Origin of the sequence: Shinella sp. S4-D37, from assembly GCF_040812195.1 — a bacterium.
In the GTDB taxonomy this organism is placed as follows: Bacteria; Pseudomonadota; Alphaproteobacteria; order Rhizobiales; family Rhizobiaceae; genus Shinella.
Map to the genome: position 1 here is coordinate 3,876,713 of NZ_JBFNXL010000005.1, position 19,620 is coordinate 3,896,332.

At 65.9% G+C, this 19,620-nt stretch carries 22 protein-coding genes; 18 read left to right on the top strand and 4 right to left on the bottom strand.

Features of this window, described 5'->3' with window-relative positions:
- The first annotated feature begins 2 nt into the window (after positions 1–2).
- From AB3G45_RS26475 to ispG, 7 genes are all read left to right on the top strand, one after another.
- On the top strand, positions 3–422 hold the full coding sequence (locus AB3G45_RS26475) for an RNA-binding S4 domain-containing protein (RefSeq protein WP_367833360.1): 420 nt from the start codon (positions 3–5) through the stop codon (positions 420–422).
- A 192-nt stretch (positions 423–614) separates the two neighbouring features.
- The gene (gene fdxA / locus AB3G45_RS26480; RefSeq protein ID WP_367833361.1) at positions 615–953 is read left to right on the top strand and encodes a ferredoxin FdxA; all 339 of its coding nucleotides are present in this window, start codon (positions 615–617) and stop codon (positions 951–953) included.
- 369 nt (positions 954–1,322) lie between these two features.
- Entirely contained in the window at positions 1,323–1,892 is a 570-nt protein-coding gene (locus AB3G45_RS26485; RefSeq protein ID WP_119257839.1) for a CarD family transcriptional regulator, read from the top strand.
- A gap of 262 nt (positions 1,893–2,154) precedes the next feature.
- On the top strand, positions 2,155–3,015 hold the full coding sequence (locus AB3G45_RS26490; RefSeq protein WP_367833362.1) for an RNA polymerase factor sigma-32: 861 nt from the start codon (positions 2,155–2,157) through the stop codon (positions 3,013–3,015).
- A gap of 141 nt (positions 3,016–3,156) precedes the next feature.
- Positions 3,157–3,930, top strand: a complete 774-nt coding sequence (locus AB3G45_RS26495; protein WP_367833363.1) for a DeoR/GlpR family DNA-binding transcription regulator — start codon at positions 3,157–3,159, stop codon at positions 3,928–3,930.
- A gap of 31 nt (positions 3,931–3,961) precedes the next feature.
- A complete protein-coding gene (locus AB3G45_RS26500) occupies positions 3,962–5,155 on the top strand; it encodes an MFS transporter (RefSeq protein WP_367833364.1) in 1,194 nt (397 codons plus the stop codon).
- A 137-nt stretch (positions 5,156–5,292) separates the two neighbouring features.
- Positions 5,293–6,546, top strand: a complete 1,254-nt coding sequence (gene ispG, locus AB3G45_RS26505) for a flavodoxin-dependent (E)-4-hydroxy-3-methylbut-2-enyl-diphosphate synthase (protein WP_367833365.1) — start codon at positions 5,293–5,295, stop codon at positions 6,544–6,546.
- Between the two features lie 16 nt (positions 6,547–6,562).
- Here ispG and hisC read toward each other — a convergent pair whose 3' ends face one another.
- Together hisC and AB3G45_RS26515 are read right to left on the bottom strand one after the other, a co-directional pair.
- Complete coding sequence (gene hisC, locus AB3G45_RS26510; RefSeq protein WP_367833366.1) at positions 6,563–7,618, bottom strand: histidinol-phosphate transaminase; 1,056 nt, start codon at positions 7,616–7,618, stop codon at positions 6,563–6,565.
- 4 nt (positions 7,619–7,622) lie between these two features.
- On the bottom strand, positions 7,623–8,540 hold the full coding sequence (locus AB3G45_RS26515) for a polyprenyl synthetase family protein (protein WP_367833367.1): 918 nt from the start codon (positions 8,538–8,540) through the stop codon (positions 7,623–7,625).
- Between the two features lie 205 nt (positions 8,541–8,745).
- Between AB3G45_RS26515 and mtgA the strand changes: the two genes are divergently transcribed.
- The 4 genes from mtgA (at position 8,746) to AB3G45_RS26535 (ending at position 11,161) form a co-directional block, all read left to right on the top strand.
- Positions 8,746–9,429, top strand: a complete 684-nt coding sequence (gene mtgA / locus AB3G45_RS26520; RefSeq protein WP_367833368.1) for a monofunctional biosynthetic peptidoglycan transglycosylase — start codon at positions 8,746–8,748, stop codon at positions 9,427–9,429.
- Positions 9,430–9,505: 76 nt separating this feature from the next.
- Positions 9,506–10,153, top strand: coding sequence for a glutathione S-transferase family protein (locus AB3G45_RS26525; protein ID WP_367833369.1), 648 nt, complete (start codon positions 9,506–9,508; stop codon positions 10,151–10,153).
- A gap of 147 nt (positions 10,154–10,300) precedes the next feature.
- The gene (rpmF, locus tag AB3G45_RS26530) at positions 10,301–10,486 is read left to right on the top strand and encodes a 50S ribosomal protein L32 (RefSeq protein ID WP_024271259.1); all 186 of its coding nucleotides are present in this window, start codon (positions 10,301–10,303) and stop codon (positions 10,484–10,486) included.
- 267 nt (positions 10,487–10,753) lie between these two features.
- Positions 10,754–11,161 carry a hypothetical protein gene (locus AB3G45_RS26535; protein ID WP_064331869.1) on the top strand — a complete coding sequence of 136 codons (408 nt, stop codon included), beginning with the start codon at positions 10,754–10,756 and terminating at the stop codon, positions 11,159–11,161.
- A 34-nt stretch (positions 11,162–11,195) separates the two neighbouring features.
- Here the strand turns inward: AB3G45_RS26535 and phaR are convergent, their stop codons facing one another.
- Positions 11,196–11,774, bottom strand: coding sequence for a polyhydroxyalkanoate synthesis repressor PhaR (gene phaR / locus AB3G45_RS26540; protein WP_367833370.1), 579 nt, complete (start codon positions 11,772–11,774; stop codon positions 11,196–11,198).
- Between the two features lie 291 nt (positions 11,775–12,065).
- Between phaR and AB3G45_RS26545 the strand changes: the two genes are divergently transcribed.
- The 5 genes from AB3G45_RS26545 to AB3G45_RS26565 all read left to right on the top strand — a co-directional run bounded on the left by AB3G45_RS26545 (position 12,066) and on the right by AB3G45_RS26565 (position 15,742).
- Positions 12,066–13,247, top strand: a complete 1,182-nt coding sequence (locus tag AB3G45_RS26545) for an acetyl-CoA C-acetyltransferase (protein ID WP_367833371.1) — start codon at positions 12,066–12,068, stop codon at positions 13,245–13,247.
- An 86-nt stretch (positions 13,248–13,333) separates the two neighbouring features.
- Positions 13,334–14,059, top strand: coding sequence for a beta-ketoacyl-ACP reductase (locus AB3G45_RS26550; RefSeq protein WP_367833372.1), 726 nt, complete (start codon positions 13,334–13,336; stop codon positions 14,057–14,059).
- Positions 14,060–14,137: 78 nt separating this feature from the next.
- A complete protein-coding gene (locus AB3G45_RS26555; RefSeq protein ID WP_367833373.1) occupies positions 14,138–14,446 on the top strand; it encodes a 4a-hydroxytetrahydrobiopterin dehydratase in 309 nt (102 codons plus the stop codon).
- Between the two features lie 71 nt (positions 14,447–14,517).
- Complete coding sequence (locus AB3G45_RS26560) at positions 14,518–14,907, top strand: YkvA family protein (protein ID WP_367833374.1); 390 nt, start codon at positions 14,518–14,520, stop codon at positions 14,905–14,907.
- Positions 14,908–15,238: 331 nt separating this feature from the next.
- Entirely contained in the window at positions 15,239–15,742 is a 504-nt protein-coding gene (locus tag AB3G45_RS26565) for an invasion associated locus B family protein (protein ID WP_367833375.1), read from the top strand.
- A gap of 64 nt (positions 15,743–15,806) precedes the next feature.
- Here the strand turns inward: AB3G45_RS26565 and AB3G45_RS26570 are convergent, their stop codons facing one another.
- Entirely contained in the window at positions 15,807–17,195 is a 1,389-nt protein-coding gene (locus AB3G45_RS26570; protein ID WP_367833376.1) for an MFS transporter, read from the bottom strand.
- 129 nt (positions 17,196–17,324) lie between these two features.
- On the opposite strand from AB3G45_RS26570, the gene AB3G45_RS26575 reads away from it, so the two are divergent.
- Together AB3G45_RS26575 and rlmN are read left to right on the top strand one after the other, a co-directional pair.
- Entirely contained in the window at positions 17,325–18,218 is an 894-nt protein-coding gene (locus AB3G45_RS26575) for a LysR family transcriptional regulator (RefSeq protein WP_367833377.1), read from the top strand.
- A 149-nt stretch (positions 18,219–18,367) separates the two neighbouring features.
- Complete coding sequence (gene rlmN / locus AB3G45_RS26580; protein WP_367833378.1) at positions 18,368–19,606, top strand: 23S rRNA (adenine(2503)-C(2))-methyltransferase RlmN; 1,239 nt, start codon at positions 18,368–18,370, stop codon at positions 19,604–19,606.
- The last annotated feature ends 14 nt before the right edge of the window (positions 19,607–19,620 follow it).

Genomic DNA, 19,620 nt, shown 5'->3' on the forward strand with positions numbered 1-19,620 from the left:
CGATGGCGCATGACGAGGAACAGCCGGCAGGTCAGGCGCGACAGCGCATCGACAAGTGGCTGTTCTTCGCGCGGCTGCGCAAAACCCGCTCGCTGGCGGCGAAATCCGTGGAAGCGGGTGATGTCAGCGTCAACGGCCGGAATGTCCGCCAGCCCTCGCACATGGTGCGCCCGGGAGATGTCGTGGCGCTCTCGCTCGACCGGCACGACATGGTCGTGAAGGTGCTGCGGCCCGGCGAGCGTCGCGGGCCCTACGAGGAAGCCCGTCTCCTCTACAGCGACATGACGCCGCCCCCGCTGCCGCGCGAGGAGCGCTCGCTCTTCGAACAGGCGACGCGCGAGCGCGGCACCGGCCGGCCCACCAAGCGGGAACGCCGCGAAACCGACCGCCTGCACGGTTTTCCCGGCGGCGGCGACGATTAGAATTCTATACCTCGCATGCGCCCGGCGGCGCATGTATTACGCTTGCAAACCGCCCGCAAAGCCTTTACCTCAGCCTCCGGACGGCCCTTCGTGCGCGCGGTCTCTCCTGTCCGGCAGGCCGATCGCGTGACGGATACCGCGGCGGCGGGCGGTCTCGTCCGCAGCCGCCTTATGACGATTCTGGAGTTCCTCATGACGTATGTCGTGACCGACAACTGCATCCGCTGCAAGTACACGGACTGTGTGGAAGTGTGCCCGGTCGACTGTTTCTACGAGGGTGAGAACTTCCTCGTCATCCATCCCGACGAATGCATCGACTGCGGTGTCTGCGAACCGGAATGTCCCGCCGAGGCGATCAAGCCGGATACCGAGCCGGGTCTCGACAAGTGGCTGAAGATCAACACGGAATTCGCCGCCATCTGGCCGAACATCACGGTCAAGCGCGACGCGATGCCCGAGGCGAAGGAAATGGACGGCGAGGAAGGCAAGTACGAGAAGTACTTCTCTCCCAATCCGGGCCAGGGCGATTGATCGCCGCACGGGCGGCGGCCGAAGCTGGGGAAAAAAGCGTGCTCCCGCCAAAAGGCGATGGGACAGGCTTGATGACCCATGCGAAGCAAATTATTGATTTCGGCACTTTTTTGTGATAGGGTCCGGATACTGATCCACATCGCGGCATTTCGCGTGCCCGAACACCACCACGAAAGCAAACGATCCCTCGACGCCGCTCACCTCCCATAGGCAGCTCCGGTTGCTAGAATGTGAACGCGTCGCCGGGGACCTTTTTTGCGCTTGGCGGACGGACCAGAGTGGTGACACCGCAACGGTGCCCCCCGTCTTTCCCGGGTCCCCGGACCCACCCGGCCATGCCGGGAGCGTAACAGGGAGTATTTGAACAGAATGACGACCCAGCAGAAGAAATCTTCCACGCGCCAGGGCTTCAAGACCGGTGAATCGATCGTCTATCCCGCTCACGGTGTCGGCCAGATCGTGGCCATCGAGGAGCAGGAAGTCGCCGGCATGAAGCTTGAGCTCTTTGTCATCGATTTCGAAAAGGACAAGATGCGTCTCAAGGTGCCGGTTGCCAAGGCCGTTTCGATCGGCATGCGCAAACTGTCGGAGACCGATTTCGTCGATCGCGCGCTGAAGGTTGTCCAGGGCAAGGCCCGCGTGAAGCGCACCATGTGGTCGCGCCGTGCGCAGGAATACGATGCCAAGATCAATTCGGGCGACCTGATCTCGATCGCCGAAGTGGTCCGCGACCTCTACCGCGCGGAAAACCAGCCGGAACAGTCCTATTCCGAGCGCCAGCTCTACGAGGCTGCCCTCGACCGCATGGCGCGGGAAATCGCCGCCGTCAACAAGATGTCGGAAACCGAGGCCGTCCGCCTCGTCGAGACGAACCTCGCCAAGGGTCCCAAGCGCGGCAAGGCCATCGAAGAGGACGATTCGCAGGACGAGGCGGCCTGATCTAGGGCACCCCTTTCGATTTTAAAGCCCGGCTGGCAACAGCCGGGTTTTTTTATGGGAACTTTTCCGGAAGCCGTCCGTTTCCTCGTGCGAGGACGACCGGCTTCGGGCGGCCGCACGGATGGTTTGCCCATTTTATTTGCCTGAAAGCCATTTTCGAGCGATCCGTCGGCCGTTCCCAAACGTCGTCCTCACGCAGGGTGCAAGGCGGCGCGGCAACACGCCGCCTTGCACCGGTTCGGTTTACGTGGAGAGACCCGCCATGGCTACGACGACCGCAGACCGCCGCATGATCAAGCTCGCGATGTCCGCCCCCTATCTGGAGCGCGACGAGGAACAGGCGCTGGCCCAGGCCTGGAAGAACAACAAGGATCAGGAAGCCCGCAACCGTATCGCCATGGCGCATATGCGCCTGGTGGTCTCGATGGCGGGGAAGTTCCGGAACTTCGGCCTGCCTCTCGGCGACCTCGTGCAGGAAGGCTATATCGGTCTTCTGGAAGCGGCCGCCCGCTTCGAGCCGGAGCGGCAGGTGCGCTTTTCCACCTATGCCAGCTGGTGGATCCGTGCCTCGATCCAGGATTACGTGCTGCGCAACTGGTCGATCGTGCGCGGTGGCACCAGTTCCGCCCAGAAGGCGCTCTTCTTCAACCTCAGGCGCCTGCGCGCCCGGCTCGCCCGCGGTGATACGCATCTGACCGCCGAGGCGATGCACCAGGAGATCGCCGCCGCGCTCGGCGTCAGCACCGCGGACGTGCGCACCATGGATGCCCGCCTGTCCTCCTCCGACGTCTCGCTCCAGGCGCCGATCTCCTCCGCCGAGGGCGAGGGTTCGAACCGGCTCGATTTCCTCACCAGCGACGCTCCCCTCCCCGACGAGCAGGCGGAAGGCAGCATCGACGGCGAGCGGCGTCACCATTGGCTGCAGGCCGCCCTCGGCCAGCTCAACGAGCGTGAGATGAAGATCATTCGCGCCCGGCGGCTGGCGGAAAACGGCGCGACGCTCGAGGAACTCGGTGCCGTGCTCGGCATTTCCAAGGAGCGCGTGCGCCAGATCGAAAATCGCGCGCTTGAGAAACTGCGCGCCGTACTGGTCGGCAAGACCACGGATTTCGCCTACGCCTGAGGAGCGGTGGCCGCAAGGGATTGCGGAGCCGTCCCGGAATCCCGCGTTTTGCCCGGCAATCAATCGTGATCGTCCCTGTTCATTGACGTTCATGCCGATTCATGCGCATTGCTACGCAATCGTGCATGATTGGATTCGGCGATGTTGGGACAGGACCTTCTTCTCCTCGGGGAACGGCAAGAGCTGATCCGCGCGCGGCTCGACCATTCGGGGCGGGTGATCGCGGCGGAACTGGCGCAGGAACTGGGCGTGTCGGAAGACACGATCCGGAGGGACCTGCGCGAAATGGCGGCCTCCGGCCTCTGCCGCCGGGTCTATGGCGGCGCCTTGCGCATGGCGCACGCCTCCACCACGATGAACGAGCGCATGGGGATCGCCGGAGAGCGCAAGGCGGCGCTTGCCCGCGCGGCCTCCGGCCTCGTGCCCGCCGGCGCGACCGTCTTCCTCGATGCCGGCAGCACCAATGTGGCCCTCGCCCGCGCCTTGCCGGCGAGGGCAGGCCTCACCGTCGCCACCAACGGACCGGCGATCGCCGCCGCGCTGCTCGAGCGCGACATCGCGACGATCCAGCTCGGCGGCTTGATCGACGCCTGCTCGGGTGCCGCGATCGGCGCCAAGGCGATGCGCGATGCCGAGGTCCTGCGGCCGGACGTGCTGGTGCTCGGCGTCTGCGGCATAGACCCGGAAGCCGGCGTCACCGCCGACACCTTCGAGGAGGCCGAGTTCAAGCGCTTCGTCGCCTCGCGCAGCCGGACGGTGATCGTCATCGTCACCAACGACAAGCTTTTCACCGCAGCGCCCTATTCCGTCATCCCGCTCTCGCGCGTGGCCAGCGCCGTGATCGAGGCGGATGCGGGCGCGGCCGAGGCGGCGGTGCTCGCCGCCACCGGCATCGATATCCTGCGGGCCGGATAGGCCCCTCCCAGCATCCTGAAACGGACCTCCCATGACCACGCCCGAAAACGCCATCAAAGGCACCCCCTTCGCGAAGGCCTATTTTCCGCCGACGCGGCTCGCCGTCTCCGGCCTCTTCCTGCTGAACGGCATGTTCGCCGGCGCCTGGGCGCCCAAAATTCCGGAATTCGCCGGCCGCCTGTCGCTCTCCGAATCCGGCCTCGGCCTGATGATCATGTGCTTCGGCATCGGTTCGCTCGTGCTGATGCCGGTCGCCGGCATCCTGATCGCCCATTACGGCACGATGCGCATCGTCAAGGGCGCCGCGGTCCTCTTCCTCTCCACCATGCTCCTTCTCTCCGTGACCACGACCGTCCCGCTCGGGGCCCTCGCCGTCTTCCTCTTCGGCGGCCTGATGGGCGCGATGGACGTGGCGATGAACGGCAATGCGGTCGAGGTCGAAAGGTCCATGCGGCGGGCGATCATGTCGTCCTGCCACGCCTTCTGGAGCCTTGGCGCCTTCCTCGGCGCGGCGACCGGCGGCGTCCTCATCGAGATGATCGGCGTGATGGGCCATGCCGTGCTGCTCACCGTGCTCGGCGTCGTCATGCTCGCCTTCCTCTGGCCCTTCGTGCTGCACGATGCGCCGCATCCGAGCGAGGAGCGTGCCAAGGTGCGCCTGCCGATGACGCCGCTGCCCTGGCTGATCGGCCTGATGGCGCTGTTCTCCATGGTGCCGGAAGGCGCGATCCTCGATTGGGGCGCGCTCTACATGCGCGACGAACTCGGTGCCTCGCTGGCGGTTTCCGGCCTCGCCTTCGGCGCCTTCTCGCTTACCATGGCCACCATGCGCTTTGCCGGCGACCATGTGCGCGACCGCTTCGGCGCGGTGAAGACGCTGCGCTTCTGCACGGTCATGGCGATGGTCGGCATGGTCATATCTGGCATGGCGCCGAATGCCTTCGTGGCGGTGCTCGGCTTCGCCATCTGCGGCATCGGCATTTCCAACATGGTGCCCATCGCCTTTTCCGCCGCCGGCAACCTGCCCGGCTTCGCGCAAGGGGTCGCACTCTCCGTCGCGACGGTCATGGGCTATTCCGGCGCGCTCTTCGCGCCTTCCGTCATCGGCTTCATCGCCGAGCATACCGGCTTTTCCATCATCTTCACCCTGCTGCCGGCGCTCTTCGTCGTCGTGTTGCTGCTGTCGCATCATGCCGTGCATGCGGATGTGCGCGAACGCCTCTGAGCACGGAACGCGCGACGATCAAATCGTCGCGCGTTCCGGTCCCCACGGTTGACAAGCCCCGTTTCCTGATCCACCTGAGGGCAAAGGCCGGGCGAGCGATGCCGTGCGCGGCCGGTTTTCGAGCAAGAGGCTCCACAATGTCCTTCTCCTTCGACTATGAACCGAAGCCGCGGCGCCGGTCCGTCGGCGTCGATGTCGGCGGCGTGCTCGTCGGCGGCGGGGCGCCCGTCGTCGTGCAGTCGATGACCAATACGGATACGGCCGATATCGACGGGACGGTGGCGCAGGTCGCCGCCCTTCACCGTGCCGGCTCGGAGATCGTGCGCATCACGGTCGACCGCGACGAGAGCGCGGCGGCGGTGCCGAAGATCCGCGAGCGCCTCCTGCGCCTCGGCATGGACGTGCCGCTCGTCGGCGACTTCCACTATATCGGCCACAAGCTGCTCGCCGACCACCCGGCCTGCGCCGAGGCGCTGGCGAAATACCGCATCAATCCGGGCAATGTCGGCTTCAAGGACAAGAAGGACCGGCAGTTCGCCGCCATCGTCGAGACGGCGATCCGACACGACAAGCCGGTGCGCATCGGCGTCAACTGGGGCTCGCTCGACCAGGAACTGCTGACCCGGCTGATGGACGAGAACCAGGACAAGGGCTTTCCGCTGACCGCCCAGCAGGTGATGCGCGAGGCGATCTGCCAGTCGGCGCTGCTGTCCGCCGAGCTTGCCGAGGAGATCGGCCTTGCCCGCGACCACATCATCCTCTCGGCGAAGGTCTCCAACGTGCAGGACCTCATCGCGGTCTATGCGATGCTCTCGGCCCGCTCGAACCATGCGCTGCATCTCGGCCTCACGGAGGCCGGCATGGGCACGAAGGGCGTCGTCGCCTCCTCCGCCTCGCTCGGCATCCTCATGCAGCAGGGCATCGGCGACACGATCCGCATCTCGCTGACGCCCGAGCCCGGCGGCGACCGCACCCGCGAGGTGCAGGTGGCGCAGGAGCTGCTGCAGGTCATGGGCTTCCGCCAGTTCACCCCCGTCGTCGCCGCCTGTCCGGGTTGCGGGCGCACCACCTCCACGGTCTTCCAGGAACTCGCCCAGAAGATCCAGGACGACATTCGCAAGAACATGCCGGTCTGGCGGGAGAAATATCCTGGCGTCGAGGGGCTGAAGGTCGCGGTCATGGGCTGCATCGTCAACGGCCCGGGCGAAAGCAAGCATGCCGATATCGGCATCTCCCTGCCCGGCACCGGCGAACTGCCGATCGCCCCCGTCTATGTCGACGGCAAGAAGGCCATGACGCTGCGCGGCACCGACATCGCCGGCGAATTCGAGACGCTGGTCAACGACTATATCGAGAAGCGATACGGCCAGGGCCAGGCGGCCGCCGAATAACCGGCGGCCCTAAGCCTCAGACGATCTCCTCGACCGCCGCGATCAGCCGGTCGCATTCCTCGGGCGTGCCGATGGTGATGCGCAGGAAATCGGAAATCCGCGGCTTGGCGAAGTGGCGCACCAGCACGGCGCGCTCGCGCAGGCCCTTCGCCAGCGCCTCGCCGCTCACGGCCGGATGCCGGGCGAAGACGAAATTCGCCTGCGAGGGCAGCACCTCGAAGCCGCGCTGGCGCAGCGCCCCGGTGACGCGTTCACGCGTCTCGATCACCTTGCCGCGCGTCTCGTCGAACCATTCGCGATCGTCGATGGCGGCCGCGGCACCGGCCTGGGCGATGCGGTCGAGCGGATAGGAGTTGAAGCTGTCTTTTACGCGCTCCAGCGCATCGATCAGCGGGCGGCGGCCGATGGCGTAGCCGACGCGCAGGCCCGCCAGCGAGCGGGACTTCGACAGCGTGTGGACCACGAGCAGGTTGTCGTATTTGCGGGTCAGCGGGATCGCGCTCTCGCCGCCGAAGTCGATATAGGCCTCGTCCACCACGACGGGCTGGTCCGGATGCCCGGCCACCAGCGTCTCGATGGCGGCAAGCGGCAGGCCGATGCCGGTGGGCGCGTTCGGGTTCGGCAGGATGATCGCGCCGCACGGGCGGTCATAGTCCGAGAGGTCGATGGTGAAATCGTCCTTCAGCGCAATCTCTTGCGCCTCGATGCCGAAAAGGCCGCAATAGGTCGGGTAGAAGCTGTAGGTGATATCCGGGTAGAGGAGGGGCCTGTCGTGCTTGAGGAGCGCCGCGAAGGCATGCGCCAGCACCTCGTCCGAACCGTTGCCGACAAACACCTCCTCCGCCTCCACGCCGTGGAACCGGGCGATCGACTGGCGCAGGGCCTGCGCGGTCGGGTCCGGATAGAGCTTCAGGCTGTCGGCGACGGCCTCCTGCATGGCGGCGATCGCCTTCGGCGACGGACCGTAGGGGTTCTCGTTGGTGTTGAGCTTGATGAGGTCTTGAATGCGCGGCTGCTCGCCGGCGACATAGGGCTTGAGCGTGGCGACGATCGGCGACCAGAATTTGCTCATGGTGTCAGTTCCTGCGATTGGCGATGAAATGGGCGGTTTCGATCAGGATGCCGGCGCGATGGCCGAACGGCGCGAGAAGCGCCTCGGCCTCGGCCACGAGGTCGCGCAGGCGGTTTTCCGCCCAGGCCTGGCCGCGCCGGGAAACCAGCGTCGCCTTGCCGCGATCGGCATCCTTGCCGGTCGCCTTGCCCATGGTCGCGGCATCGGCGGTAAGGTCGAGCAGGTCGTCGGCGATCTGGAAGGCGAGGCCCACCGTCTCGCCGTAGCGGCGCAGCGTCAGGCGCTCCCCGGCCGAGGCGCCCGCAACGATCGCGCCGGCCTCGCAGGCAAAGCGCAGCAGCGCGCCGGTCTTCATCGCCTGCAGCGTCACGATGCCGGCCTCGTCCGGCGCTTCGCTCTCGGCCGCAAGGTCGAGCGCCTGGCCGCCGGCCATGCCGCCGATGCCGGCGGCGCGGGCGAGCGCCAGCACCAGCGCCGTCTTGGTGGCGTCGGGCAGGCGGGTTTCGGGCGCCGCGACGATATCGAAGGCGAGCGTCAGCAGGCTGTCGCCGGCAAGGATCGCGGCCGCCTCGTCGAAGGCGATGTGCACGGTCGGCTGGCCGCGGCGCAGGTCGTCGTCGTCCATGGCCGGCAGGTCGTCATGCACGAGCGAATAACAGTGGATGCATTCGAGCGCGGCGCCGACGCGCAGCGCCGCCATGCGCTCCACACCCGCAAAGAGCGCGGCGGATTCGATGACGAGGAGGGGCCGCAGCCGCTTGCCGCCGTTGAGCACGCCGTGGCGCATGGCGGCGAGCAGCCGTTCGGGCCGGGCGATCTCGTCCGCCTCGACGGTGCCGGACAAGAGGCCCGCCAGCAGCGTTTCCACTGCCTCGGCATTGCCCTTCAGGAGGGACTGGAATTCCTGGTGACGTTCGCTCATGGCCGCTCTTTGGCATGGCCTCCCGGACGAAGCAACGGCCATGCCCGCGCTGCTTCAAAGAATCGCGGCGCAGACTGGTTTTTGGCGAGCCGGGACGATATGAAGGCGCAACGACGGAAGGACACGCCGGCTCTTGGACATCGTACCGGAAACACGCGCAGATGCGGGCAAAACGGAGGCAGGGGCCGGTGAGAAGGACGGTTGGATGAGCCGGCTTCGCCGGACCTGGCAGCGGCTCGTGCTCGTGGTCATTGCGGTCGTGGCGCTGCCCTATGCGCTGATCCTGCTCTACACGGTCGATTTCATCCGCCCGGTCTCCACGCTGATGCTGCGCGACCTCGTGCTCCTGCGTGGCTATGACCGGCAATGGGTGGAGTTCGACGAGATTTCGCCCAACCTTGTCCAGGCGGTCATGATGTCCGAGGATGGTCAGTTCTGCCGTCACGGCGGGGTCGACTGGGGCGAGATGCGCGCCGTCGTCAACGAGGCGCTGGCCGGCGAGCAGACGCGCGGCGCCAGCACGATCCCCATGCAGACGGCCAAGAACCTCTTCCTGTGGAACGGCCGCTCCTTCCTGCGCAAGGCGATGGAACTGCCGCTCGCCGTCGCCGCGGATTTCGTCTGGAGCAAGAAGCGGCTGATGGAGATCTACCTCAACATCGCCGAATGGGGACCCGGCATCTACGGCATCGAGGCCGCCGCGCAGCACCATTTCAAGGTGCCGGCCGCCAAGCTCTCGCGCCGTCAGGCCGCCCTTCTCGCCGTCTCGCTACCCAATCCCTACGAACGCAACGCCGGAAAGCCGGGCCGCGGCCTGCAGCGCCTCGCCCGCCTCATCGAGCGGCGCGCCAGCCGCTCGGGCGAATATATCAAGTGCCTTTATGAGTGAGTTCAGGCCTTTTCATTGGCGCCGGGAGCGGTGAAGGCCTAGGGTTCCGGCCATCTCAGAAACGCGCGGGAACACCATGTCGGACCTCATCCTCCATATCGGCAACAAGAACTATTCCTCCTGGTCCTTCCGGCCCTGGATCGCCATGACGGCGGCCGGCGTGCCGTTCACGGACAAGGTCATCCCCTTCGACTTTCCCGCCGGCAATCCGGAATTCAGCAAGATCTCGCCGACGGGGCGGGTGCCGGTGCTGCACCATGGCGCGGTGCGGGTGTGGGAATCGCTGGCGATCATCGAATATGTCGCCGAACTCTTTCCGAATGCCGGCATCTGGCCGAAGGACAGCGCAGCGCGTGCCGAGGCGCGGGCGATCGCGATGGAAATGCTCTCCGGCTTCCGGGCGCTGCGCGGCGCCTGCCCGATGAACATCCGTCGCAAGCCGGCCGAAATCGACCTGCCGGAGGGCGTCATGGACGACGTCGCCCGCATCGAGACGATCTGGAAGACGGCGCTTGCGCGTTCGGGCGGGCCGTTCCTGTTCGGCGGTTTCTCTGCCGCCGACGCGATGTATGCCCCCGTCGTCAACCGGTTCGAGACCTATCGCCTGACCCGTGACGAGACGGTCCTCGCCTATATGGCGCGCATGAAGGCGCATCCGGCCTGGCAGGCGTGGCAGGCGGCGGCGCTTGCCGAGCCGTGGATCGTGCCCGAAGACGAGGTTTGACCGCCGGAATCGAAAAAAAAAGCCCGGGGACTGGTCAAGCGGGAATTAGCTGTGTATAAGCCGGCCCAATTTCCGAGATAAAGACATGTCCCTGTCGCCCGTCCGGTGGCCCGTGGATGTGTTTGCCCGATAAGTGGAGTTAGTGAAATGGCTGTACCGAAAAGAAAAACGAGCCCGTCCAAGCGCGGTATGCGCCGTTCCGCAGACGCTCTGAAGGGTTCGACCTACGTTGAAGACAAGAACTCCGGCGAACTGCGCCGCCCGCACCACATCGACCTGAAGACCGGCATGTATCGCGGTCGCCAGGTTCTGACGCCGAAGGAAAGCGCATAAGCGTTTTCGGCATCAGTTGAGATCGGGGGCCGGCTTGCCGGCCCTTTTCTTTTGGGTGACGTATCCCGGAATGTCCTGGCTTTGCCGCGACGACATTTTCTTATGCCGATTCTTGGGCTAAGAGGACGGTAGGGCCGCTCGCGCGAAGACGGCCGTTAGAGCATTTCGGCTTTTCTCCGAAAGCGCTCTAACTCTTTGTTTTGCCGCATTTCCGGACGCAAAACCGCTTCGCACTTTTGCTGGAAATGCTCTAGGAGACCGCCGCTCATGCTTCTGGCCATACCGCTGCTGATTATCCCCTTCGCCCTCTACAACCTCGCCATGACCGGCCTCTTCGGCGATGGCGGCGTCGCCGTGCTCGACAGCGAGGTGATGGCGGTTAACATGCTGTCCGGCACGACCTGGACCATGGCCTTCGGCGACCTCCTCATCCTGATCGCGCTCGTGCTGCTCTTCGTGGAGATTCTGAAGGCGACGCGTCCGGGGTCGCGCGCGCTGCTCGATCACATGCTGTCGATGGTGCTGTTCGTGGTGTTCCTCGTCGAGTTCCTGCTGGTGCAGGGCGCCGCGACGCAGATCTTCTTCATCCTGATGACGATCACCTTCATCGATGTCATCGCGGGTTTTGCCGTGTCGATCCGCACGGCGAGCCGGGATCTTTCGATCGGGCTGTGAGGGGCGCGGGGCAGGCCCGCGCCGGCCCGTTTCCTCAGCTCAGCTTGTCGAGCTTCGTCTGGAGCGCGCGCAACTGCTCCTTCAGCTCGTCGAGATCCTTGGCCTCGGCCTTGCGGGTCTCCTTCGGCTGGGCCGCATTGGCGAAGGGCGTGAACATCTTCATCGCCTGCTGGAACATTTCCGTGTTGCGCCGCGTCGTCTCCTCGATCAGCGCCATCGGCACCTGCAGGTTCTTGCCGAGCGGCGTATCGCCGAAGGTCTTGTTGATCTGCTCGCGCATCTGCGACTGCTGCTCGGTGAAGGCCTGCATGGAGTGCTCGAGATAGCTCGGCACGACCATCTGCATCTGGTCGCCGTAGTAGGAGATGAGCTGGCGGAGGAAGGAGATGGGCAAAAGCGTGTTGCCGGTCTTCGATTCCTGCTCGAAAATGATCTGCGTCAGCACCGAATGGGTGATGTCCTCGCCGGACTTGGCGTCCTGCACGGTGAAATCCTCGCCCTTCTTCACCATGACCGCGAGATCGTCCAGCGTCACATAGGTGCTCGTGCCCGTGTTGTAGAGCCGCCGGTTCGCATATTTCTTGATGACGATCTGACCGTCGTTCCTGGCCATTAGGGTCTCCTCATCCCCGTATTTCCATTTCTTTTTTGGTTCTGGCGAGTATCGGCAAAAAGACGCGCGCTGACAATCGAATTGTGCAATGCGGTGAGCGATGCTGCGCAACATGGTTTTTCGTGCCGCAGGCCGCTTGCATGAAATTTTAGCGGCATCGGATATCCCGTTTGACTCTCCCCCTCCGCTTTGCCAGTTTTGATTTCGGGAGAACCGCCGGGCTCGCGCCGCTCGTGCGCCGGGGCCGGTTCCAAGCCCGACCGCAAGGTCGCAGACATGAGGAAGCACGCCATGAGCACCCCATCCATCGTCATCGCCAGCGCCGCCCGCACCGCGGTCGGCTCGTTCAACGGAGCCTTCGCCAACACGTCCGCCCACGAACTCGGGGCGACGGTCATTTCGGCGGTTCTGGAGCGCGCGGGCGTGGCCGTGGGCGAGGTGAACGAGGTGATTCTCGGCCAGGTCCTGCCGGCCGGCGAGGGCCAGAACCCGGCCCGCCAGGCCGCGATGAAGGCTGGCCTCCCGCAGGAGGCGACCGCCTGGGGCATGAACCAGCTCTGCGGCTCGGGTCTGCGGGCCGTGGCGCTCGGCATGCAGCAGATCGCCACGGGCGATGCCGGCATCATCGTAGCCGGCGGCATGGAATCCATGTCCATGGCGCCGCATTGCGCGCATCTGCGCGGCGGCGTGAAGATGGGCGATTTCAAGATGATCGACACGATGATCAAGGACGGCCTGACCGACGCCTTCTACGGCTACCACATGGGCATCACCGCCGAGAACGTCGCCAGGCAGTGGCAGCTTTCGCGCGACGAGCAGGACGCCTTCGCCGTCGCCTCGCAGAACAAGGCCGAGGCCGCCCAGAAGGAGGGCCGCTTCAAGGACGAGATCGTTCCCTTCATCGTCAAGGGCCGCAAGGGCGATGTCAGCGTCGAGGCCGACGAATATATCCGCCACGGCGCGACGCTCGAATCGATGGCGAAGCTCCGTCCCGCCTTCGACAAGGAAGGTACGGTAACGGCCGCCAACGCCTCCGGCCTCAACGACGGCGCGGCCGCCGCCCTCCTGATGAGCGAGGCCGAAGCCTCGCGCCGCGGCATCCAGCCACTCGCCCGCATCGTTTCCTGGGCGACGGCCGGCGTCGACCCGAAGATCATGGGCACCGGCCCCATCCCGGCCTCCCGCAAGGCGCTGGAGCGCGCCGGCTGGAAGATCGGCGACCTCGACCTCGTCGAGGCCAACGAGGCCTTCGCCGCCCAGGCCTGCGCCGTCAACAAGGATCTCGGCTGGGATCCCTCGATCGTCAACGTCAACGGTGGCGCCATCGCCATCGGCCACCCGATCGGCGCGTCCGGCGCCCGTATCCTCAACACGCTCCTCTTCGAGATGAAGCGCCGCGGCGCGAAGAAGGGCCTTGCCACGCTCTGCATCGGCGGGGGCATGGGCGTGGCGATGTGCGTCGAGAGCATGTAGGCACAAGCTTACAGACTGCTTTGCCATGACCTGCCGCCGGCGGGGCGTCGGGTCGACTCGAAAACAGCCTCAGGGGAGTGAGCCACATGAGCAGGGTAGCATTGGTAACGGGCGGGTCGCGGGGCATCGGCGCCGCCATTTCGGTGGCGTTGAAGGCGGCCGGGTACACGGTGGCTGCAAGCTATGCCGGCAATGACGACGCCGCCAACGCCTTCAAGGCGGAAACCGGCATTCCGGTCTACAAATGGGACGTTGCGAGCTACGAGGCCTGCGTCGAGGGGATAGGCAGGGTGGAGGCCGATCTCGGCCCGGTGGATATCCTCGTCAACAATGCGGGCATCACCAAGGATGCGATGTTCCACAAGATGACGCCTGACCAGTGGGGCGCAGTCATCAACACCAACCTCACCGGCCTCTTCAACATGACGCATCCGATCTGGACCGGCATGCGCGACCGCAGCTTCGGCCGCGTCATCAACATCTCCTCGATCAACGGCCAGAAGGGCCAGATGGGCCAGGCGAACTATTCCGCCGCCAAGGCCGGCGACCTCGGCTTCACCAAGGCGCTCGCCCAGGAAGGTGCCGCCAAGGGCATCACGGTCAACGCCATCTGCCCGGGCTATATCGGCACCGAGATGGTGCGCGCCATCCCGGAAAAGGTGCTGAACGAGCGGATCATCCCGCAGATCCCGGTCGGCCGCCTCGGCGAGCCGGACGAGATCGCCCGCATCGTCGTCTTCCTCGCCTCGGACGACGCCGGCTTCATCACCGGCTCGACCATCTCGGCGAACGGCGGCCAGTTCTTCGTCTGACCGCATTTCTTCTCAAACGGAACACGGCGCCTTCGGGCGCCGTTTTCCATGGTAGGATCGACCGGAGAGGAGCACGCCATGAAACAGGAAAAGCTGAGCGAAGAAGCGATCTCCGCGGCGATCGCGGCGCTTGACGGCTGGACCCGCTCGGATGACGGTATCGCCATCGGGAAGACATTCAAGTTCAAGACTTTCCGCGAGGCCTTCGGTTTCATGACCGAGGGCGCGCTCGCGGCGGAGAAATTCAACCATCATCCCGAATGGTTCAACGTCTACAACCGCGTCGAGGTGCGGCTGACCAACCACGATGCGGGCGGCCTCACCGAACTCGACTTCAAGCTGGCGACGGCCATGGACAGTGCGGCGGCCCTGCGCACGAAGAGTTGAACAGCCGCAAAACCGTTCCCATATCATTCCCGCCGGGTTTTTCCGGCATTGCCACCTGAAGGAGGCCATGCATGGATGACGTGAAGATCGGCGAGATCCTTCTGCCGGGAGACGAGGACGAGCAGGAGCGTCAGGAGAACCGCGTGAAGAGGCGGTTCTGGCCGGTCCTCAAGCGCGCGATGCGGCAGATGCCGTTCTCCCGCGATCTCGTCGCCGCCTATTATTGCGCGCTGGATTCCCGCACGCCGACCAGGGTGCGCGGCATCCTGCTCGCCGCGCTTGCCTATTTCGTATTGCCGCTCGACGGTATTCCGGATTTCCTCGCGCTCGTCGGCTTTTCCGATGACATCGCGGTGCTGACGGCCGCCTTCGCCGCCATCCGCGGCCATATCCGCGAGGACCACTATGTGGCCGCCGACAAGGCGCTTGCGGAAGAGCCGGACGCGCAGCCGGCCGGCTGAGGCCCGCCCGCGCCGTGCTCGACCGTAGGGCGAGAAGTCAAATTCTTGCCCTATTCCTTGTGCCTTAAATGGCTTCGACGGGTTCTATCTCACCAAACGGGGACTGCGCGCGCACCTTTCTCGGCAATCCCGGCCAACGGGCTTGGCGGCTTTGCCTGCGCGATTGTGCCGGTGCGGCGCGGAAGAGCCTTGTAAATGCGTTGCATGTTGACGGTTTGGTAACCTGAATTAAGTCAAAATAAATCAAATCGTCATCATGCATGGCCGACACCGGCATCGAAGGCGCCGCCTTCGGCCGGGCAATCACTGGCAAGACAACCGGCAGGAAAACATGTTCGTAAGAAAGCTCGCAACCGCACTCGCCCTCGTCGTCGTGACCGCAGGCGTTGCCTCGGCCCAGACGCCGACGCGCATTCAGCAGTTCAATGCCTGGGGTGCCTATTCCTACCAGGCGAACGGCGGCAAGGTCTGCTACGTGCTGTCGGTGCCGAAGGAGAAGAACCCGGCCGGCGTCGACCACGGCGACGTCTTCTTCCTCGTCTCGCAGCGCCCGGGCCAGAACATCAGCTACGAGCCGCAGGCGATGATGGGCTATCCGCTGCAGGAAGCCTCCAAGGTCAACGTCGTCATCGACGGGCGCACCTTCGTGATGTTCACCAAGGGCAATTCGGCCTGGGTGGAGAACGCCGCGGAAGAGCCGGCCCTCGTCGCGGCCATGAAGGGCGGCAGGGACATGCAGGTCCAGGCGAAATCCCGGCGCGGCACGGGCACGTCCTACTCCTATTCGCTGTCGGGCATCTCGGCGGCGCTGAAGCAGATCGAAAGCTGCCGCTGATCCTTCCGGCAGGCGAAAACGGAAAAGGCCGGCGTTCGCGCCGGTCTTTTCGTTTGTTCGAGCGTCAGGCGCGGCTGCGCGCCATAAGGGCGAGCGCTGCCAGGACGAGGACGGCCGCCAGCGTGAAGGTGACCTGCATGCCGGTGGCGATCGCCGCGGGATCGGCCTGCGTCAACGCCCTGCTGCCGACGGCGAGCGTGAAGACCGCCCCCATCAGGGACGCTCCCGTGATGAGGCCGAGATTGCGCGACAGGGCGAGCAGGCCGGAGATGACGCCGCGCTCCTCCACGCCGACACCGCCCATGACGGCCGCATTGTTGGCGGCCTGGAAAAGCTGGTAGCCCGGCGTCAGCAGGACGATCGCCGCGACATAGCCGGCAAGGCCGAGAAAGGCGGAGAGGATGGGCAGCCCCAGCGCGCCCAGGCTCATCGCGGCAAGCCCTCCCAATCCCATGCGCCGGGCGCCGAAACGGTCGACCATGCGCCCCGCGACGACGCCGCTTGCAATCGAGACGAAGGGGCCGACCGCCAGCACGAAGCCGACGCCGGCCGGGCCGAGCCTCAGGGTGCGAGCGAGGTAGAACGGCCCGACGACGAGCGTCGCCATCATCACCGTGGCGACGAGCCCGTTGGCGGCCAGGCTCGCCCGGAACCCGGCGCGACGGAATGCGGCGGGACGGATCAGCGGTGCGGCCGCCCGCCGCTGTTGCAGGACGAAGAGGCCCATGCCCGCGGCGGAAGCGGCGACGAGGGCGGCATTGAGCGGCCCGAAGGCGCCCTTGCCCACGGTCATCGCCAGCGCATAGGCGGTGAGCGTTACCGCCAGCAGGCCGGTGCCGGGGAAATCGAAACGGGCAGCCGCCGCGCCGGCCCGATCGGCGGGGAGGAACCGCCAGACCAGCGCCAGCGCGGCAAGGCCGAAGGGAATGGCGACGAGGAAGATCGCCGGCCAGCCGAAGCCCGCGATCAGCAGGCCGCCGAGCGAGGGGCCCAGCGCGGTGCCGACCGCGGACATGGTGCCGAGAAGGCCCATGGCGCTGCCGATCCGTTCGCGCGGCACGGTCTCGCTGACGAAGGCCATGGCAAGCGCCATCATCGCCGCCGCGCCCAGCCCCTGCAGGGCTCGGGCGGCGATCAGGAGCGGCAGCGTCGGCGCAAGCCCCGCCAGCGCCGAAGCGACGGTGAACAGCACAAGGCCCGCAAGCAGCAGCCGGCGGCGGCCGAAAAGGTCGCCGAGGCGCCCGACGCCGACGATCAGCACCGTGCTCGCCAGCAGATAGGCCAGCACCACCCATTGCACCTGCCCGAACGGTGCGGCGAAGCCTTCCGCCAGCGTCGGCAGCGCGACATTGGCGATGCTGGTGCCGAGCGAGGAGAGCAGGATGGCGAGCGACAGGCCGCCAAGCGCACCGGCCGTACCATGTGTCGTCGTGAGGGTCCGTGCATCTGCCATGGCGTTCTCCTGTCGTTGGTTCTTTCGACAGATAGATTTTTGGCGGACAAGGCGGAAGGCGCATCGTTTGCACGTCATTCGTGCGTCAAACGCCATGTCATCTTCCCGGAAGAATGCTAGGATCGCGCCATGTCCCGGCCCGATCTCAACCTTCTCGTCACCCTCGACGTGCTGCTTGCCGAAGGCAGCGTCGCGCGCGCCGCGCAGCGGCTGCGGCTCAGCCCGTCGGCGATGAGCCGGGCGCTCGCCCGTCTTCGTGCGGTGACCGGCGATCCGCTGCTGGTGCGGGCCGGGCGCGGCCTGGTGCCGACGCCGCGGGCGCTCGTCCTGCGCCAGGCGGTGGGGCGGATCGTCGAGGAGGCGGAGACGCTGCTGCGGCCGGCCGAATTGCTGGACCTCAAGGCCCTCGTGCGGACCTTCACGCTGCGCAACCGCGAGGGGTTCGTGGAAACCTTCGGGCCGGCGCTTCTGGCCCGCATCGCCCGCGAGGCGCCGGGCGTGAAACTGCGCTTTTCGGCCAAACCCGACAAGGAAAGCGCGTCCTTGCGCGATGGCACGGTGGATCTGGAGACCGGCGTGATCGGCGGTACGACGGGGCCGGAGGTGCGGGCGCAGGCGCTGTTCCACGACCGGTTCATCGCCGTCGTGCGCCAAGGGCATCCTTTCACCGAAGGCCCGATGACGCCGGAGCGCTATGCGGTCGCCGCGCATGTCCTGGTCTCCCGCCGGGGGCGCGAGGGCGGCCCAGTCGACGAGGCGCTCGCCCGTCTCGGTCTTGCGCGCCGCATCGCCGTCACCGTCGCGAGCTTTTCCGAGGCGCTGGCGCTCGCCCGGGGATCGGACCTCGTCGCGGAGGTGCCGGAACGCTATACGGCAAGGCTGCGGGACGGCATGGCCGCCTTCGCGCTGCCGCTCGACCTGCCCGGGCACACCATCTCCATGCTCTGGCATCCGCGCCTCGATGCCGATCCGGCCCATCGCTGGCTGCGGGCGTGCCTGCGCGCCGTGTGCGCGGAGAGGTGACTTTCCGCCGGAACAGTGCTAAAGGGCCGGCAACCGGGCCGAAATCCGCGTTTTCAGACGCTCCTGGCCCGCAATGAACTTCTGTCGAGCAAGGACCGCTTGCGGCGCAAAAGCCTGCGCCGGCGTGCCCTGTTCTTGAGGATGACCCGATGGCAAGCATGGACTTTCTCAACACGGCCGAGCCCGTCAAGGCGCCTGTCGTCCGCACCCTCCCCGCCGCCGAAAAGCCGTCGCTGATCGGCCTTTCGCGCGAGGAGATGGGCCGCGCGCTCGTCGAAAAGGGCGTCAACGAGCGCCAGGTGAAGATGCGCGTCAGCCAGCTCTGGCACTGGCTCTATGTGCGCGGCGTCTCCGATTTCGACGACATGACCAATGTCTCCAAGGACATGCGCGAAATGCTGAAGACGCATTTCACCATCGCCCGTCCCGAGATCGTCGACGAGCAGATTTCCAGCGACGGCACGCGCAAATGGCTGTTGCGCTTTCCCGCGCGCGGCGCCGGCCGGCCGGTCGAGATCGAGACCGTCTACATTCCCGAGGAAGGCCGCGGCACGCTGTGCATCTCCAGCCAGGTCGGCTGCACGCTCACCTGTTCTTTCTGTCACACCGGCACGCAGAAGCTGGTGCGCAACCTGACGGCCGAGGAAATCCTCTCGCAGCTCCTGCTCGCCCGCGACCGGCTGGGCGATTTCCCGGACCGCGACACGCCGACCGGCGCCATCGTGCCGGCGGAAGGGCGCAAGGTCTCCAACATCGTCATGATGGGCATGGGCGAGCCGCTCTACAATTTCGAAAGCGTCAAGACGGCGCTGCTGATCGCCACCGACGGCGACGGCCTGTCGCTCTCCAAGCGGCGCGTGACGCTGTCGACCTCCGGTATCGTGCCGGAGATCTACCGAACCGGCTCGGAGATCGGCGTCATGCTGGCGATCTCGCTGCATGCCGTGCGCGACGACCTGCGCGACATGCTGGTGCCGATCAACAAGAAATATCCGCTGAAGGAGCTGCTGGACGCCTGCCGCGCCTATCCGAGCCTGTCGAACGCCCGACGCATCACCTTCGAATATGTGATGCTGAAGGACGTGAACGACACGCTGGAGGATGCCAAGCTGCTGGTGCAGCTCCTCAAGGGCATTCCGGCGAAGATCAACCTCATCCCCTTCAATCCCTGGCCGGGCACGAACTACCAATGTTCCGACTGGGAGCAGATCGAGCGTTTCGCCGATTTCATCAACCAGGCCGGCTATGCCTCACCGATCCGCACCCCGCGCGGCCGCGACATCCTTGCCGCCTGCGGCCAGCTGAAATCGGAATCCGAGCGCATGCGCAAGGTCGACCGCATGGCTTTCGAGGCGATGATGATCGTCGGGCATGGCGAGGACGACTGAGCGCCGGTCTGCCG

Coding starts and splice junctions, on each gene's coding strand:
- AB3G45_RS26545 (WP_367833371.1), top strand. CDS start 12,066: ATGAGCACCCCATCCATCGTCATCGCCAGCGCCGCCCGCACCGCGGTC.
- AB3G45_RS26515 (WP_367833367.1), bottom strand. CDS start 8,540: ATGAGCGAACGTCACCAGGAATTCCAGTCCCTCCTGAAGGGCAATGCC.
- fdxA (WP_367833361.1), top strand. CDS start 615: ATGACGTATGTCGTGACCGACAACTGCATCCGCTGCAAGTACACGGAC.
- ispG (WP_367833365.1), top strand. CDS start 5,293: ATGTCCTTCTCCTTCGACTATGAACCGAAGCCGCGGCGCCGGTCCGTC.
- rlmN (WP_367833378.1), top strand. CDS start 18,368: ATGGCAAGCATGGACTTTCTCAACACGGCCGAGCCCGTCAAGGCGCCT.
- AB3G45_RS26490 (WP_367833362.1), top strand. CDS start 2,155: ATGGCTACGACGACCGCAGACCGCCGCATGATCAAGCTCGCGATGTCC.
- AB3G45_RS26495 (WP_367833363.1), top strand. CDS start 3,157: ATGTTGGGACAGGACCTTCTTCTCCTCGGGGAACGGCAAGAGCTGATC.
- AB3G45_RS26550 (WP_367833372.1), top strand. CDS start 13,334: ATGAGCAGGGTAGCATTGGTAACGGGCGGGTCGCGGGGCATCGGCGCC.
- rpmF (WP_024271259.1), top strand. CDS start 10,301: ATGGCTGTACCGAAAAGAAAAACGAGCCCGTCCAAGCGCGGTATGCGC.
- AB3G45_RS26560 (WP_367833374.1), top strand. CDS start 14,518: ATGGATGACGTGAAGATCGGCGAGATCCTTCTGCCGGGAGACGAGGAC.
- mtgA (WP_367833368.1), top strand. CDS start 8,746: ATGAGCCGGCTTCGCCGGACCTGGCAGCGGCTCGTGCTCGTGGTCATT.
- phaR (WP_367833370.1), bottom strand. CDS start 11,774: ATGGCCAGGAACGACGGTCAGATCGTCATCAAGAAATATGCGAACCGG.
- AB3G45_RS26565 (WP_367833375.1), top strand. CDS start 15,239: ATGTTCGTAAGAAAGCTCGCAACCGCACTCGCCCTCGTCGTCGTGACC.
- AB3G45_RS26570 (WP_367833376.1), bottom strand. CDS start 17,195: ATGGCAGATGCACGGACCCTCACGACGACACATGGTACGGCCGGTGCG.
- AB3G45_RS26535 (WP_064331869.1), top strand. CDS start 10,754: ATGCTTCTGGCCATACCGCTGCTGATTATCCCCTTCGCCCTCTACAAC.
- AB3G45_RS26475 (WP_367833360.1), top strand. CDS start 3: ATGGCGCATGACGAGGAACAGCCGGCAGGTCAGGCGCGACAGCGCATC.
- AB3G45_RS26555 (WP_367833373.1), top strand. CDS start 14,138: ATGAAACAGGAAAAGCTGAGCGAAGAAGCGATCTCCGCGGCGATCGCG.
- AB3G45_RS26485 (WP_119257839.1), top strand. CDS start 1,323: ATGACGACCCAGCAGAAGAAATCTTCCACGCGCCAGGGCTTCAAGACC.
- hisC (WP_367833366.1), bottom strand. CDS start 7,618: ATGAGCAAATTCTGGTCGCCGATCGTCGCCACGCTCAAGCCCTATGTC.
- AB3G45_RS26500 (WP_367833364.1), top strand. CDS start 3,962: ATGACCACGCCCGAAAACGCCATCAAAGGCACCCCCTTCGCGAAGGCC.
- AB3G45_RS26575 (WP_367833377.1), top strand. CDS start 17,325: ATGTCCCGGCCCGATCTCAACCTTCTCGTCACCCTCGACGTGCTGCTT.
- AB3G45_RS26525 (WP_367833369.1), top strand. CDS start 9,506: ATGTCGGACCTCATCCTCCATATCGGCAACAAGAACTATTCCTCCTGG.